General features: G+C 76.5%; 4 protein-coding genes. All 4 read right to left on the bottom strand.

Going from position 1 to position 17,388, the window contains the following annotated elements; all coding sequences use genetic code 11:
- Nucleotides 1-4: 4 nt before the first annotated feature.
- Genes AB0873_RS20155 through AB0873_RS20140 form a run of 4 tightly spaced genes read right to left on the bottom strand, consistent with a single transcriptional unit; the run spans nt 5 to nt 17,380 of the window.
- Nucleotides 5-784 carry an alpha/beta fold hydrolase gene (locus AB0873_RS20155; RefSeq protein WP_366601233.1) on the bottom strand — a complete coding sequence of 260 codons (780 nt, stop codon included), beginning with the start codon at nt 782-784 and terminating at the stop codon, nt 5-7.
- A complete protein-coding gene (locus AB0873_RS20150) occupies nt 781-7,980 on the bottom strand; it encodes an amino acid adenylation domain-containing protein (protein WP_366601231.1) in 7,200 nt (2,399 codons plus the stop codon). Before AB0873_RS20150 ends, AB0873_RS20155 begins: the two co-directional genes overlap by 4 nt.
- Nucleotides 7,977-13,694, bottom strand: coding sequence for an amino acid adenylation domain-containing protein (locus AB0873_RS20145; protein WP_366601229.1), 5,718 nt, complete (start codon nt 13,692-13,694; stop codon nt 7,977-7,979). The genes AB0873_RS20150 and AB0873_RS20145 overlap by 4 nt, the downstream gene beginning before the upstream one ends.
- A complete protein-coding gene (locus tag AB0873_RS20140) occupies nt 13,691-17,380 on the bottom strand; it encodes an ATP-binding cassette domain-containing protein (protein ID WP_366601227.1) in 3,690 nt (1,229 codons plus the stop codon). The genes AB0873_RS20145 and AB0873_RS20140 overlap by 4 nt, the downstream gene beginning before the upstream one ends.
- Between the last annotated feature and the right edge of the window lie 8 nt (nt 17,381-17,388).

The raw sequence follows: 17,388 nt of genomic DNA, 5'->3' as shown, positions 1-17,388 counted from the left end.
CACCTCATGATCGACACGGCGAGAGGGTCGCACGGACGACGGTCAGCAGCGCCGCCCGGGCTGTGCGGGGGAAGAAATGGCCGCCGGGCAGGACGTGCAGGGTGAACCCCGCCGCCGTGTGGTCGCGCCACGGTGCCACCCGCTCGGGCGGCACCTCGTCGTCCTCGTCGCCGGCGAAGGCCACCACCGGGCAGGGCAGCGGCGGCTCGGGGCGGTGCTCGTAGGTCTCGCAGATCGAGAAGTCGGCCCGGATCGTCGGAAGCAGGAGTTCGAGCAGCTCCGGCTCGGCCACGATCTCCTCGTCGAGGCCGCCGAGCCGGCGCAGCCGCTCGACCACCAGCCGGTCCGGCTGGTCGTGGATGTCCGGCGCCGCACGCCGCAGCTGGGGGGCGAGGGCACCGGCGACGAAGAGGACGCGCGGCAGGCCGGCGCCGCGCCGGCGCAGCTCGCGGGCCAGCTCGAACGCGACCAGCCCGCCCATGCTGTGCCCGAACAGGGCGTACGGCACGTCCAGCTCGCCGGTCAGCGCCGACGCGAGCGCCTCGACCAGCGGCCCCACCCGGGTGTACGCGGGATCGCGCCACCGGGTCTGCCGGCCGGGCAGCTCGACGGGGCAGACGTCGACGGCGCCGCCGAGGGCCTCCTGCCAGCCGGCGTACGCCGAGGAGCCACCCCCGGCGTACGGCAGGCAGAACAGCCGGACGGTGGGCGGGCCGCCGCGGCGGGGCGCGCCCACGATCCAGTCGTGGGCGCGCCGGGCGCGGGGGGTGGCGGTGGGGTTCACGGGTGGTTCTCCAGTGCGGGCTCGGTGGACAGGAGGCTGTGCGCCTCTTCGTCGGACATCTCCTCCAGCTCGGCGAGGAGCTGGTCCTCGATGGCGAGCGCGGCGGCCGCCAGCGTGGGGCTGTCGAAGAGCACCCGGATCGGGACCTGCACGTCGAGCGCCTTGCGCAGGTGCACGACCGCCCGCATGGCCAGCAGCGAGTCCCCGCCGAGGGCGAAGAAGTTGTCGTGCACGCCCACCCGGTCGACTCCCAGGATGCTCGCCCAGACCGCGGCGACCGTCTCCTCCAGGGCGGTACGCGGCGCCACGTACGGCACCTCGTCCGCCTCGTCCGCCTCGGCCGGCACGACCAGCGCCTTCCGGTCGACCTTGCCGTTGGCGGTCAGCGGCAGCTCGTCGACCTCGTGGAACGCGCCGGGCACCAGGTAGCCGGGCAGCTTCCCGGCGAGGAACTCCCGCACGTCCGTGGGCGGCCCGCCGGCCTCCTGCGGCACGACGAAGGCGACCAGGCGGCGGGCGCCGCGCGGCTCGCCCTGCACGACGACGACCGACGCCCGCACGGCCGGGTGCTGCGCGAGCGCGGCCTCGATCTCGCCCAGCTCGATGCGGTAGCCCTGGACCTTGACCTGGAAGTCCTCCCGGCCGAGGAACTCGATCTCCCCGCTCGGCAGGAAGCGGCCGAGGTCACCGGTGCGGTACAGCCGCTCCCCCGTCTCCGGGTGCACCACGAAGCTCGCCGCCGTCTTCGCCTCGTCGCGCAGGTAGCCGCGGGCGAGGCCGACGCCGCCGATGTAGAGCTGCCCGGGCACGCCGGTCGGCCGGGGCCGCAGCGCGTCGTCGAGGACGTGGAACGTCTGGTTCCGCATGGGCCGCCCGTACGGGATGCTCGTCCAGTCCTGCGGCACGTCGCCGATCGGGTGGAGGATCGACCAGATGGACGCCTCCGTGGCTCCACCGAGGCTGACCACCTCCGGCCCGCCGAGCACCTGACGGATCCGGCCGGGCAGGGCGACCGGGATCCAGTCTCCGCTCAGCATCACCAGCCGCAGCCGGTCGGTCGCCTCCCGGACGGTCAGGTGCTCGACGAACAGCTCCATCAGCGCCGGCACCGAGTTCCAGATCGTCACGTCCACCGTGGCCACCAGGTCGAGCCAGGCGGCCGGATCGCGGTGCGCCGCCGCTTCGGGCAGCACCACCGCGCCGCCGACCGCGAGGGGACCGAAGATGTCGTAGACGGACAGGTCGAAGCTGAGCGACGACAGCGCGAGGACGCGGTCGTCCTCGCCGACCCGGAACCGCTCGTTGACGTCGACGACGGTGTTGAGGGCGCCCCGGTGGTCGATCATCACGCCCTTGGGCAGGCCGGTCGACCCGGACGTGAAGATGACGTACGCCAGGTCGTCGGGGGTCGTGGCGATCACCGGCGGCACGGCACCGGGGTCGGCCGGCAGCTCGTCCACCCGCAGCACGTCGGCCACGCCGGCGAACCGCTCCGCCCCGGCGTCGGCGAGGTGCCCCTGGGTGAGCACCGCGCGGACCTGGCCGTGCGCCAGCAGCAGCCGCACCCGCTCGTCGGGCAGGTCCGGGTCGACCGGCAGGTACGCCGCCCCGGCGGCGAGAACCCCCAGCACGGCGGCGACCTGCTCCCAGCCCTTCTCCATCACCACGGCGACGAGGTCGTCGGGGCGTGCGCCCAGCCCGGCGAGGCGGGCGGCGATCACCCGGGCGCGGGTGGCCAGCTCGCCGTACGTGAGCGTGCGGGTCGGCGTGATCACGGCCGGGCGCTCGGGCGCCCGGGCGGCGGTGGCGAAGAACGGCTCGTGCAGCAGGCCCGCCGGGAGGTGCCCGCCGGTCCGGTTGTACTCCGCCCGGGCGGCCAGGTCGGCGCGGGGCACCAGCGACGGCACCGGGTCGGCCCAGTGCGACTCGTCGGCCGCGAGCCGGCGCAGCACGTCCATCGTGGCCGCGTGCAGGTCCGCCACCAGACCGTCGGGGAACAGGTCCTCGACCGCGTCGATGTCCAGCACCAGCGCGCCGTCCCGCTCGTACACCTGGGTGTCGATCCAGATCTGCGGCGTCTGGGAGATGCTGTACACGACCTCCCCGATCTGCGGGTGCCCGCCGACGCCCTGGAACAGGCTGGTGAACACCACCGGCATCACCGCGGCGGCGTCGCCGCGTACCCGCTTCAGCTCCCGCGCCACCCGCACGCCGCTGAACAGCCCGTGGTCGAGGTCGGTGAGGAGCTGGTCGCGGACGGCCCGCGCCCGGTCCTCGAAGGACGCCGCGCCGGCCGCGTCGATCTCCAGCAGCGTCACCGACGTGAAGTCGCCGAGGATCGCGTCGACCTGCGGGTGCAGCGGCAGCCGGTGCGCCATCGGCAGGTTGAGGGTGAACCGCCGGGTCTTCGACCAGGTGGCGACCACCTCACCGTACGCGGCCAGCAGCAGCGCGGTCGGGGTGACGCCGCGCCGGGACGCCGCCGCCTTCACCCGGGTCCACGCGTCGGCGGGCAGTTCGCCGGTCAGCCGGGCGAAGCGCGGCGCGGAGATGCTGTGCGGATCGCGCGCCAGCGGCAGCTCCGGCGCCGGCGCCATCGTCGGGACGCGCTGCTGCCAGTACGCCTCGGCACGCCGGTACCGGTCGGTCGACTCGACCGCCGTCGCCGCGAGCACGTAGTCGCGGAACGTCAGCTCCAGCTCGGGCAGCTCCGCGTCCGGCTCGTGGTAGAGCCGGGTCAGCTCGCGCATCACGATGTTCGACGCCCACGCGTCGGTGATCAGGCCGTCGATGCTGTAGTGCACCCGGCCCCGGCCACCGTCCAGGAGGGTCGCCCGCAGCTCGAACAGCGGCCACCGGTCCGGGGCGAAGACCTGGTGCGACATGGCGTCCCGGGTGCGCTCCAGGACGGCCGTGGCCTCGGCCTCCGGCCGGCCGCGGACGTCCTCGGTGACGATCACGTAGTCCGGCACCTCGTCGAGGATCTGCTGCTCGCCGTGGGGCAGCACGATCGCGCGGAGCATCCCGTGCCGCCGGATCAGCCGGCGCAGCGCGTGCTCCAGCCGGGGCACGTCGAGATCCGGGACGTCGAACTCCTCGTACCCGTGCATGCCGACGTTGCCCAGCTCGAACACGCCGGTGCGGCCGATCCAGTACGCCTGCTGCACGTCGGTCAGCGGGAAGGACCGGCCGGCCGCCGCCGGGTCCGGGACGACGACCGGCAGCGCCTCCGGCGTGGCGTCGCCGGCGGCCGCCCGGGCGGCGCGCACGGCGGCGGCGAGACCGCGGACCGTCGGCTCGGCGACGAACGTCCGCAGCGGGATGTCCACCCCGCAGGTACCGCGCACCTGGGCGACGAGCTGCGCCGCGAGCAGGGAGTGCCCGCCCAGCTCGAAGAACCCGGCGGTGGGTGGGACGTCCGACTCGCCGAGCAGGTCGGCGAAGATGGCCGCCACCTCCCGTTCGGTCGCATCCGGGTACCGGGGGGCGTCGCCGGCCGGTTCCGCCGTGCCGTCCACCGGCTCGTCGAGGGCGGTGACCAGGACGTGGCCGGCGCCGGGCGCGGCGGCCACCACCCGGGGGACGGTCGCCTCGACCGCCGCCCCGGCACCCGCCGGCCACACGTAGGTCGTCCACGGCACGTCGGCCTCCCGCCGGATCGCCGCGACGTGCCCGGCCACCCGGTCCGCGAGCGGCGTCTCCGGCGCGCCGCCTAGGACGTGCACCTCGGCGGCGGCCACCAGCTCCGGTCCGGCGGCCCGCGCGTCGGCGAGGGCGCCGGCCAGTGTGGCGAGGGCAGCGGCGGCCGGCGCGCCGGCGTCGATCAGGACCAGGGCGGTCCCGGCCGCGCCGGTGGCGGAGGCGGTCCCGGCCGCGAGGTCACCGACGGTGGCACCGGCGGCGGCGAGGGCGCGGCGGAACGTGCCGGTGGTCTCCGGGTCCCCGGCGAGCAGGTACCGCGCGCCGGCGTGCCGGGCCGGCGCGGCGGCCGGCACGGGCTCGACGTCGGGCACGAACCGGTGCGGCCCGCGCAGGGCCACCACCGGCTCGGGACGCTCGGCGCGCACCTCGGCGGCGACGGCGGCGGCCAGCCGCCGGGCCGCGTCCGGGGACGCCGGCGGCGCCACGTCGAGCAGCGTCCGGCGGCCCGGAACACCGCCGGTCGCCCAGCCGGCGAGGACGCCGCGCGCCGGCACCAGGGTCTCCGCGCCGGTGACGTCCAGGACGCCGTCGGCGACGACCACGATCCGGGGGTACGTGTCGCCGCGCGCCGCGAGGGCGCTCTCCAGCGCGGCGAGCGTGGCCAGCGGGTCGTCCGGCCCGGCGGCGAGCAGCACACCCGCCACCCGCTCGTCCGCCGGCAGCGGGACGGCGAGCCCGCCGGCGGCCGGGTCGCCGTCGGCGGTGACCACCCGGGTGCCGGCCGCGCGCAGCAGCGCCACGACCTGGTCGAGGGCGCCGGACCCGACCGTGAGCCAGGTGCCGGTCGCCGCACCGCCCGGCACGACCGGGCCGGTCCGGCGGAAGCCGCGCACCGCCAGCCCGTCGACCCCACCGGTCCGCGCCACTACCGCGCCGCGGGGCGGGTCCACCCAGCAGCGCTCGCGCTCGAACGGGTACGTCGGGAGGACGGCGCGGCGCGGCGGCAGCTCGCCGTGCAGCGCCTCCCAGTCGACGGGCGCGCCCTGCCGCCACAGCTCGCCCGCGGCGGTCAGCACCTCGGTCTCGGCGTCGGCGTCCCGGCCGGCCGAGGGCAGCGAGGCCACCGACCGGGGACCGCCGGCGAGCCGGGTCAGCACCCGGCCCGGGCCCACCTCCAGCAGCACCGCGTCCGGGCGGCGCGCCGTCGCGAGGCCGTCGGCGAAGCGGACGGTGGCGCGCAGCTGCCGGGCCCAGTACGCGGGGTCGGTCGCCTCCTGCGCGGTGATCCAGGTGCCGGTCACGTTGGACACGAACGGCACCTGCGTCGCGGCCCGGGGCACCCGGGCGACCTCCGCCTCGAACGCCGCGGCGGCGTCGTCCATCGACCGGGAGTGGAAGGCGTGCGAGGTGACCAGGAGCTTGGCGGCCGTTCCCCGAGCGGCGAGCCGGGCGGCGAACGCGTCGACGTCGGCGGGCGCACCGGAGACCGTGCACTGCCGGGGCCCGTTGACGGCGGCGAGGTCCAGCCCGTCGCCGAGCAGCGGCAGCAGCTCGGCCTCGGGCAGCGGCACCGCGAGCATCGCCCCGGGCGGCGCGGCCTGCATGAGCCGGCCGCGCGCGGCGACGAGGCGCAGGGCGTCGGGCAGCGTGAACACCCCGGCGAGGCACGCGGCCACCAGCTCGCCGACGCTGTGCCCGAGCATCGCCGCCGGCCGGACGCCCCACGCCTGCCAGAGCCGGGCGAGGGCGTACTCGACGACGAACAGGGCCGGTTGCGCGTACCGGGTCTGGTCGATGCCCGCCCCGGCGGCGGGCCGCCCGTCGTCGGCCGGGTACAGCAGGCGGCGGAGGTCCTCGCCGAGCAGCGGGGCCAGCAGCTCCGCCGCCTGGTCCACCTCGGCGCGGAAGACCGGCTCGTTCGCGTACAGGGCGTGGGCCATGCCGCTGCGCTGCGCGCCCTGGCCGGGGAACGTGAACAGGACCTCGCGGTCGGTGGCGGTCTCCTCCGCGCCCCGTGGGGCCGGCCGGTCCAGGGCCTCGGCGAGCTCGGCCGGGCCGCCGCCGACGACGGCCCGGCGGTACGGCAGCGTCCAGCGGCCCCGCTGCAACGTGTACGCCACGTCGGCCAGGTGCGCGTCCGGGTTCGCGCGCAGGTACCCGGCCAGCCGGGCGGCGGACGCGTCGAGCGCGGCGGGCGTGGCGGCCGACAGCGGCAGCACGTGCCGGCGACGGCCGTCGACCGGCGGCGCGGGCGCCGGGGCCTCCTCCAGCACGACGTGGGCGTTGGTCCCGCCGATGCCGAACGAACTGACCCCGGCGCGGCGGACCTCGTCGCGCCACGGGGTGCGGGCCGCGACGACCCGGAACGGGCTCCCGTCCAGCCCCAGCTCCGGGTTGGGGGTGCGGAAGTGCAGCGACGGCGGGATCTCCTGCTCCTTCAGCGCCAGCACCGCCTTGATGAGGCCGACCACGCCGGCGGCGGTGTCGAGGTGCCCGACGTTCGTCTTCACCGAGCCGAGGGCGATCCGGCCGGCCGGCACCCCGTGGAACGCGCTCCTCAGGGCGGTCACCTCGATCGGGTCGCCGATGGGGGTGCCGGTGCCGTGCGCCTCGACGTAGCCGATGGTGTCCGGGTCGACGTCGGCGACGCCGAGCGCCTCGGCGATGACGTCGGCCTGCCCGTCCACGCTCGGCGCGGTGAAGCCCACCTTGCGGGCGCCGTCGTTGTTCACCGCCGATCCCCGGATCACGGCGTGGATCACGTCCCGGTCGGCCACGGCGTCGGCGAGCCGCTTGAGGACGACGACCGCCCCGCCGCTGCCCGGTACCGCGCCGGTGGCGTCGGCGTCGAAGGCCCGGCAGTGCCCGTCGGCGGAGAGGATCCCGCCCGGCTCGTACCGGTGGCCGCGGCGCCGGGGGATGACGGTGGCGCCGCCGGCCAGCGCGACGTCGCACTCCCCCGCCAGCAGGGCCTGGGCGGCCATGTGCACCGCCACCAGCGAGGTCGAGCAGCCGGTCTGCACGCTGACGCTCGGGCCGCGCAGGTCCAGCTTGTACGACACCCGCGTCGGCACGAAGTCCTTGTCGTTGCCGATCGAGGTCTGGAACTCGCCGACCCGCGCCACCAGGTCGGCGTGGGGCAGCAGGTTGTGCAGCAGGTACCCGCTCTCCCCCACGCCGGCCCAGACGCCGGTCACCGCGTCGGTCGTGTCCGCCGGGTGCCCGGCGTGCTCCAGCGCCTCCCAGGCGCACTCCAGCAGGAGCCGGTGCTGCGGGTCGAGCAGTTGCGCCTCGCGGGCTGAGAAGCCGAAGAAACGGGCGTCGAAGCCCGCCGGGTCGTCGAGGACGCCGAGCGCGCGGACGTAGTCGGGGTGGGTGAACTCCTCCGGCGGCACACCGTCGGCGAGCAGGTCGGCGTCGCTGAGGGTGGTGATGGACTCCACCCCGTCGCGCAGGTTGCGCCAGAAGCCGTCCAGGGTGTCGGCTCCGGGGATCCGAAGCGCCATCCCGACGATGGCGACGGCGGTGTCGGGCAGCGTACGGCCCTCGGTCATTTATCTTCTCCCGAGTTGCGGGGGGCGGCGGACCGTCGTCGCGGCGTCCGTCCCCTCTGGATGGTTCTGCGGGTCTCGGCCCGGCGGTGCCCGGTGGTCGGTGGCGGCGGGCTCCCGCCGGCCGCCAGGTGCCGGGCGAGGGCACGCACGGTGGGGTGGCGGAACAGGTCCACCACCGGCACCGTGCGCCCGAGCCGCTCGGCCAGGCGCGCCTGCACCCGCACCATGAGCAGCGAGTGGCCGCCGATGTCGAAGAAGTTGTCGTCGGCGCCGACGTGCTGGACCGCCAGCACCTCCCGCCAGATCGCCGCCACCGCCTCCTCCAGTTCGCCGGTGGGGGTGGCACGTCCGGCCGGGGCCGGGAGCCGTGGCGGCGGTAGGGCGGCGCGGTCGACCTTGCCGCTCTCGCCGCGCGGCAGCCGCTCCAGCGGCAGGATCGCCGCCGGCACCATGTAGCCGGGGAGGCGGTCGGCCAGGTGCGCGCGGAGGCCCGTCACGTCCACGGCGGGCGGCGTCACGTAGCCGATCAGGGCCGCGTGGCCGGGGGTGTCCTCGCGCAGCAGCGCCGCCGCCTCGGCGACCGGGGGGTACGCGGCGAGCGCCGCCTCCACCTCGCCCAGCTCGATCCGGAAGCCGCGCAGCTTGACCTGGTCGTCGTCGCGGCCGAGGAACTCGAGCACGCCGCCGACGCCGAGGCGTACCCGGTCCCGGGTGCCGTACATCCGGGTGCCGGGCGGCCCCCACGGGTCGGGCACGAAGCTGGTGGCGGTGCGGGCCGGGTCGCCGAGGTAGCCCAGGGCGACGCCGGGGCCGCCGAGCCAGAGGTCACCGGGCACACCGCGCGGCACCGGGCGCAGCCCGTCGTCGAGCACGTACGCCCGCACGCCGGGCAGCGGCCGTCCGACGGGGACGGTGCCGGTAGCCGGATCATGGTCGGCCGGCTCGTGCACGGTGGCGGTGATGGTGGTCTCCGTCGGGCCGTACGCGTTGAGCCACCGCACGTCCGGCGCGGCGGACCGCCAGCGGGCCAGCCGGCCCGCGTCGACCCGCTCGCTGCCGACGACGACCAGCCGCAGCGTCGGGCAGGACGACGGGGGGTGCCGGTCCAGCGCGGCGACCCATTCGTGCCAGTACGACGCCGGCAGGTTGAGCACGGTGAGCTGGTACCGGCGCACCAGGGCGGTCAGCTCGTCGAGGCCGGGGACCGGGCCGGCCGGCGGCAGGACGACGGCGCCACCCCGGATCAGGGTGGCGAACAGCTCCTCCGCCGCCACGTCGAAGGTGAGCGCGGCGAACTGGAGCACCCGGTCGGCGGGACCGAGCGCGTAGTGCGCGGCGACCGCCGCCAGGGTGTGCACGAGGTTGCCGTGGCTCACCCACACGCCCTTGGGCCGACCGGTGGTGCCCGAGGTGTAGAGCACGTACGCGGGCGCCGACGGGTGGCCCGGGCCGGCGGCCTCCCCGGCCGGCGGGGCGGCCGCGGCGACGTCCTCCACGGCGACGAACGGCACCTCCACCGACGGCGGGCCGGCGGTCCGTGACCCGAGCACCGCCACGGCGGACGAGTCGGCGAGGACGTACGCGAGCCGTTCCGGCGGCGTGGCCGGGTCCAGCGGAACGTACGCGGCGCCGCAGCGCAGAACGCCGAGCAGCGCGGCCGGCCAGTCCGGCGTCCGGTCCAGCAGGACGGCGACGGTGTCGCCGGGGCGCACGCCCCGGGCGGCCAGGCCGGCGCCGACGGCGGCGGCGCGGGCGGCCAGCTCGGCGTGGGTGACGGTGCGGTCGTCCTGGACGAGTGCGGGCCGGTCCGGCCAGCGGGCCGCGGCGGCGGCCACCAGGCCGTGCAGTGTCCCGGCGTCCGGGACAGCGGGCGGCGCGGCCGGGGCGACCTCCTCGGGCCCGGCCAGCAGGTCCAGGGTGGCCACCGGGGTGTCCGGCGCGGCGGCGGCAGACTCCAGCAGGGTCCGGTAGCTCTCCGCCATCCGCTCGACCGTGTCCCGGTCGAACAGCTCCACGTCGTACTCGACGGTGCCGCGCAGGTCGCCCGCGTCGAGCGGGGTCTCGTCCCAGGCCACGGTCAGGTCGAACTTCGCGACCCGGCCGGGCTGCTCGGCCATTGTGACCGTCAGCCCGGGCAGCGCGGTCGTCCGCTCCGGCACGGTCTGCGCCGAGAGCATGACCTGGAACAGCGGGGTGCGGCTGGGGTCGCGGGGCGGGCGCAGCGCCTCGACGACCTGCTCGAAGGGCACGTCCTGGTGCTCGTACGCGCCGAGCACCGCCTCGCGCGCGGCGGACACCAGGTCGGCGAACGTGTCGGTGTCCCGCCAGCGGGTCCGCAGGACGACCGTGTTGACGAAGAAGCCGACCAGGTCGTCGAACTCCGGCCGGGTGCGGCCCGAGACCGGGCTGCCGACGCTGACGTCGCGCACGCCCGCGTACCGGCCCAGCAGCAGGTGGAACGCCGCGAGCAGCACCATGAACCGGGTGGCGCCGTGCCGCCGGCCCAGCTCGTCGAGCCGGCGGACCAGCGCGGCGGGCAGCCGTACGCCGAACGTCTCGCCGGTGTGCGAGGGCGCGGCCGGGCGGGGGCGGTCCGTGGGCAGGTCCAGGGTGGCGGGGGCGCCGCCGAGCCGGTCCCGCCAGTACCCGAGCTGCGCCGTGCGGGTCTCGCCGGCGAGCAGCCGGCGCTGCCACCCGGTGTGGTCGGCGTACTGCACGGTCAACGGCGCCGGGGCGGGCGCCCCGGTGGTCCGGGCCGCGTAGAACGCCCCGAGGTCGCGGATCAGCACGCCGACCGACCACCCGTCGCAGATCGCGTGGTGCATGGTGACCAGCAGCAGGGAGCGGTCGTCGGCCAGCCGGACCAGGCGCCACCGCGCGAGCGGCCCGGCCGCGAGGTCGAAGGGCTCGTCGGAGTCGCGGCGCAGCAGCGGGCCGGCCCGCTCGTCCGCGTCGGGCAGCCCGCGCAGGTCGTCGACGGTGAGGGTGACGGCCTGCTCCTCGTCGACCACCTGCCGCGGCTCGCCGTCGACGGCGACCAGCCGGGTCCGCAGGGCCGCGTGCCGCGCCACCAGGGCGCGGAGGCTCCCGTCGAGGGCGGCGACGTCGACCGGCCCGTCGATGGTGAGCAGCAGCGGCACCGAGTACACGGCCTGGCCGGGGTTGAGCCGGTCGAGGAACCACAGGCGTTGCTGCGCGTACGACAGCGGGTGCGGGCCGTCCCCGGCGGGCGGGACCGGTGGCCGGGCGGTGCCGTGCCGGGCCACCGCGACCCGGGCGGCCAGCGCGGCGAGCGTCGGAGCCTCGAAGGCGGCGCGGACCCCGAGGTCCACGCCCGCGCGGGCGGCGACCCGGGCCACCATCTGCGCGGCGAGCAGCGAGTGGCCGCCGAGGGCGAAGAAGTCGTCGGCGGCGGAGACGACCGGTACGCCGAGCAGGTCCCGCCAGACGTCGGCGACCAGCTCCTCCACCGGCCCGCGGGGCGGCACGTGGGTGGCCGCCCGCACGCCGTGGTGCGCGGCCGGTTCGGGCAGCGCCCGCCGGTCCACCTTGCCGTTCGGGGTGACCGGCAGCGCCGGGAGCGGCACGTACCAGGCCGGCACCATCGCCTCGGGCAGCCGCGCGGCCAGGTGGGCGCGCAGGTCGCCGGCCGGGACCGGGTCGGCGTCGGACACGACGTACGCGACCAGCCGGCGCGCCTCCCCGTCCCCGCGTACGTCCACGGCGGCGGCCCGGACACCCGGACAGGTGGTGAGGACGCTGGCGATCTCCTCCGGCTCGATCCGGACGCCCCGGATCTTCAGCTGGTGGTCGGCGCGACCCAGGTACTCCAGGTGGCCGTCCTCCCGCCAGCGCACCACGTCTCCGGTGCGGTAGAGGCGCTCCCCGGCGCCGAACGGGCTGGGCACGAACCGCTCGGCGGTCAGGTCGGGCCGCCCCAGGTAGCCGCGCGCCAGCCCGGCGCCGCCGAGGTGCAGCTCGCCGGGGACGCCGACGCCGGTCTCCCGACCGTGGTCGTCGAGCACGTGCAGCCGGGTGCCGCCGATCGGCCGGCCGATCGGGGTGCGGGCCGCGTCGCCGGGCAGGTCCGCCACGTCCCAGGTGGCGGCGATCGTGGTGCCCTCGGTCGGGCCGTACGCGTTGACCAGCCGCAACCCGGGCAGGGCCGCGCGCAGGACCGCGACCCGGCGGGCGTCGGCGGCCTCCCCGCCGAAGAAGAGGGTCCGCAGCGGCACGAACATCGCCGGGTCCTCGTCGACGCACCGGTGGAACAGGGCGGTGGTGAGCAGCATCGTGGTGACGCCGTGGGTGGCCAGGCGGTCACGCAGCCGGGCGGGGGTCAGCGCGTCGTCCTTGGCGACACCGACCAGCCGGGCGCCGTTGAGCAGGGCCCCCCAGATCTCCCAGGTGGCCGCGTCGAAGGAGGTGTTCGCCACCTGGGCCATCACATCGGCCGGGCCGACGCGGAGGTACCGGGCGTCGCGGACCAGCCGGACGATCCCGCCGTGGGTGATCTCGACGCCCTTCGGCCGCCCGGTCGAGCCGGAGGTGTAGAGGACGCAGGCCCGCTGCGCGGGATGGACCGGCGGCCCGGCGCTCGCGCGGCCCGCCGCCGCCGCGCTGACCGTCCGGTCGAGACGCAGCACCGGCAGCCCACCCGCGAAGGTCACGTCGCGGTCGGCGAGCAGCAGCCGGGCGCCGCTGTCGCGCAGCATGTACTCGCGTCGGGCGTCCGGGTGGGCCGGGTCCAGCGGCAGGTACGCCGCACCGGCGGCGAGGACGGCGAGCATGGCGACGACGAGCTGCGCGGAACGCTCCAGCGCCAGGCCGACGACGCTCTCCGGGGTGACACCGTGGGCGGCCAGCACCGCCGCCAGGCCGCCGGCGCGCTCGCGCAGGTCGGCGTACGTGAGGGTCGTTGCGCCGTACTCCACTGCCACCGCGTCCGGCGTCGCGTCGGCCCGGGCCAGGAACGCCGCCAGCACGCTCGACGCCGCGGCCGCGCCGTCGCCGGTGCCCCACGCGGTGAGCAGCGCCGCCTCCTCGGCGGTGGTGTGCGCGAGCGCGGAGACCGGGGCGTCCGGGGTGGTCAGGGCGTTGCCGAGCAGCGTCCGGTAGTGGTCGGCGAGCCGCCGCACGGACGCCCGGTCGAACAGGTCCGGGTCGTACCCGACGACGCCCCGGAACCCGTCCGGCGTGGGCTCGTCCCACAGCACGGTCAGGTCGGGCGGCACGTCGCCGGATTCCGGGGCGGCACCGGCGGCGAGCACCACCGGGCAGAGCGCGGCGCGGCTCGGGTCGCGGGGCCGGCCCAGCGCCTCCGCCAGCCGGTCCGGCGGGAGGTCGGTGTGCCGGGCCGCCCCGCGCACCGCCTCCCCCACCCGCGCCAGCAGCCCACCGACGGTCGGGTCGTCCGTCCAGGCGGTGCGCACCGCGACGAGTGCGCCGGCGGCTGGTGTGCCGACGGTGACGTCCCGGGTGCCGGCGTGCCGGCCCAGCACCAGCTGCCCGACCGCGAGGAGGGTCACGAACGGCGGGAGGCCGTGCGCTCCGCTCACCTCGATCAGCCGGCGTGCGGTGTCCGGGTCGACCGTGAGGCCGACCCGTTCGGTGCGGTGCCGCCGGACGGCCGGGCGGACCCGGTCGGTGACCAGGTCCAGGGTGGCCATCCCGGTCAGCCGTTCCCGCCAGTACGCGAGCGTGTCCGCGGTCACGGCACCGGCTCCCCGACGTCGGCCCGGCCGGTCCGCGGGCCCACCGGCTCCGCCACCGTGCCGAGCAGCGCCTCCGCCCGGTCCTGCCCGGTCGTCCGGACCAGCCGGCCGGCGTCCAGCGTCACCACGAGGTCGGCGCCGGCGAGGGTCTCCCGGCGGTGGGCGATGGTGAGCACGGTGGCCCCGGCGAGGTCCACCGAGAGCAGCCGCTGGATCCGGGCGTCCGTCTCGGCGTCCAGGTTGGCCGTCGCCTCGTCGATGAGCAGGATCTTCGCCTCGCGCAGCAGCGCCCGGGCCAGGCAGAGCAGTTGCCGTTCGCCGGCGCTGAGCTGACCGCCGCCGGCCGACACGGTCCGGTCCAGGCCGCCGTCGGGGCCGAGCAGCCGGTCGGCCAGTCCGACCTTGGTGAGCACGGCGCTGACCGCCGCGTCCGGGTACGCCCCGGTCGGGTCCAGGTTGTCCCGAAGCGTGCCGGGCAGCAGCACCGGGTCCTGCGGAACCACCTCGACCGCGGCCCGCAGGTCGGTGACCCGCAGCGTGGCGGTGTCCACCCCGTCGACGAGGACGCGTCCGCGCTCCGGGTCGACGAACCGCAGCAGCGCGGTGAACAGGCTCGACTTCCCGCTTCCGGTCCGGCCGACGATGCCGACCTTGCTCCCCGCCGGCACGTGGAACGACACGCCGTCCAGGGCGGGTGGGGCGTCGTCCGAGTAGCGCAGGGTCACGTCCTCGAAGCGGACGTCGCCCGCCGTCGGCCAGCCGGCCGGCGCCGGCCGCCCGTCGGTGCGCTCGACCGGCAGTCTCGTGTAGTCGTCGACCCGCTCGAAACTGGCCAGGGCGAGGTCCATCATCTGCACCGTCATCAGGCTCATGGCCAGCGCCTCCATCAGCGCGTACACGAAGCTGATCCCGACGCCGGCCAGCCCGGCGCCGATGCCGCCCTGCACGACGATCAGCACGCCGTACGCGAGCAGCACGGTCGCGCCGAGCAGGTCGAGCCGCAGGTTGAAGTGCCGGGACAGCGAGTTGACCGTGTAGTCCGCGTGGTGCGCGGTGCGCACCCGGCCGCGGAAGGCGGCCTGGTAGCCGCGGACCCGCACGTCCCGCCCCTCGATCGAGCTGACCCCCTCGACCGCCTCGGTGAGCAGGGCGAGCAGCGGTTCGTTCGCCTGCTTCGACAGCCGGGAGGCCGCCACCGTGCTGGCCCGGGTGAGCCGCTGCCAGCGCAGGAACAGCACCAGCAGCAGCGGGGCGGCGAGCAGGATCAGCGGGCTGGTGAGGGCGAGCGCGGCCAGCGGGACGACCAGGCCGACGGCCACCCGGAGGGTGTCCATCGTGGTCTCCGGCAGCTCCAGGTCGATGGTCTCCATGTCGCTGGAGAACCGCGCCAGGACCCGGCCCGAGGGGTTGCGGTCGAAGAACGACAGCGGGGCCCGGAAGACCCGGTGCAGCATCGAGTTGTGCAGGGACTGGCCGGCCGTCACGCCCCGGGCGAAGGCGAAGCTGAACAGCCCGCGGTCGAACACCAGCGCCAGCAGGCCGATGGCGGCGAACACGCCCGCGTAGAACAGCGTGTCCTGCCCCGCGCTCTCGGTCCAGTGGCCGAGCCAGAACGACGACCCGCCGAGCACGGCCTGCCCACCGACCGCCAGCCCGAGCAGCACCACGACCAGCGCGCCCGGCGTGAGCACCCGCAGGTACCGGCGGTACGTCCCGGTGTCGACCCGCCCGGTCCGCACCGCCTCGGCCGGTTCCTCGGCGACCTCCTCGACCACCTCGTCGAGCGGGGCGGTGTCCGTCCCGGTCCGCGGCGCGGCCTCGGCGGCGGCGGCCGGCAGGAGCTCCGGCATCCCGGCGGCCACCTCGTCGAACCGGCCGGCCGCGACCACCCGGCCGCCGTCGAGGACGACCACCCGGTCGGCCCGTCGCGCCACGTCGGGGCGGTGGGTCGCCACGATCCGGGTACGGCCGGCGAGGACGTCGGACAGCAGGGACTCCAGGATGGTGCCGGCGACCGCGTCGTCGACCGCGCTGGTCGGGTCGTCGAAGAGGTAGACGTCGGCGTCCTCGTACGCGGCCCGGGCCAGCGCGACCCGCTGCCGCTGCCCGCCGGAGAGGTTCGCGCCGCGCTCACCGATCACCGTCGCGTCCCGCGCGGGCATCGCGGCCAGGTCCGCGCCCAGGGCGGTGGCGCGGACCACCGCCGCGTACCGGTCGGGATCCTCGGGTGCGAAACAGCGGATGTTCTCGGCGATGCTGCCGTGCATGATCCAGGGCTGCTGCGGCAGGTGGACCACGCTGCCCCCGACCGTCGCGGTGCCGGCGACCGTACGCATCGTTCCGGCGAGCGCGGCGAGCAGCGCGGACTTGCCGCTGCCGACCCGCCCCAGGACGCAGACCAGTTCACCGGGCGCGACGCGCAGGTCGACGCCGGACAGGACCGGCGCCGTCGCCGGCTCCGCGCCCGGCCAGGCGAACGACGCGCCGTCGAGGTCCACGGTGCCGGCCGCGGCGGTGTCCACGCCCGACGGCACCGTCACGTCCGGCGCCTCCAGGAACGCGGTCACCTTGCCGAACGCCACCCGCCACTCGTTGCGCATGTCGAGGTAGCGCACGAGTTCCGGGAGCTGCGCCCGGAGCACGGTCAGCACCGCGATCGCGGCGAACACGTCCGCCGCCCGCAGCTCGTTGCCGAGGGCCGCGTACGTGACCAGCGTGGCCATCACCATCAGCACCGGCGCGGCGGCGTTGACCAGGTACAGGGTGGCGAGGCGCCGCTGCCGCCGTACCAGCAGCTCGTTGAGCGCGGCCCGCTCGCGGCCCACCGCCCGCTCGGCCACGTCCTCCCAGCCGTGCGAACGCAGCGTCCGCATGGCCGTGAGGTACTCGCTGACCAGTCCGATGCGGACGCCGTTCGCGTCCCGGATCGGTGGCACGAGCGCGAAGACCCGCTCGTTGGCCACGTGCGACAGCCACAGGCCGGCGATCAGAATCGCCACGCCGACGAGCGCGGCCCAGCCCAGCAGCACCCACAGGATCACGCAGGAGCCCGCGATGCCGAGCGGCACCGCCCACGCCATGTGGGTGAACGCGACCCGGCCGACGCGCCGGGCGTCCGACGAGGCGAGGGTGATCACCTCGCCGGTGGGGTGGGCCAGCCGGGCGCCCTGGTCCATCCGCAGGTACTTGTGCAGGATCTCCGTCCGCAGCAGCGCGGTGATGGAGTGGGCGGTCTTCCACACCTCGGACCACTGGTGCTTGTGCGTCAGCGAGTCGAGGACGTAGAACCCGGCCAGGCCGGCGGCGATGAGCAGGCCCTCCACCACCGGTCCCCGGCCGTCACCCTCGAACCAGGCGATCAGCTCCCGTACCAGCAGCGGCCCGAGCGTCGCGCAGGCCTGGTAGGCCAGGAAGATCAGCGCCGCCCACCAGAACCGCCGCCGGTACGTCTGGTACAGGGCGCGCCGCAGCCCGTCCGGCCGGCCGCGGCGGGCCGCCCAGGCGCGGGCGAAGACCGGCGCGACCCGCTCCAGGTGGTCGTAGCGCGGGGGCGTCAGGCTGTCGGAGAGTTCCAGGGGCCGCCGCAGTGCGGTCCGCACCAGGACCGACGGCCAGTGGATGAAGACCCGGGAGATGATCCCCGCGTCCCCCTCGGCGCTCGGGCGTACCGGCGTGTCGATTGCCACGGCTACTC

It is taken from the genome of Micromonospora sp. NPDC047707, assembly GCF_040704235.1.
Classification (GTDB): domain Bacteria; phylum Actinomycetota; class Actinomycetes; order Mycobacteriales; family Micromonosporaceae; genus Micromonospora.
This window is presented reverse-complemented; position numbering and strand designations above follow the sequence as displayed.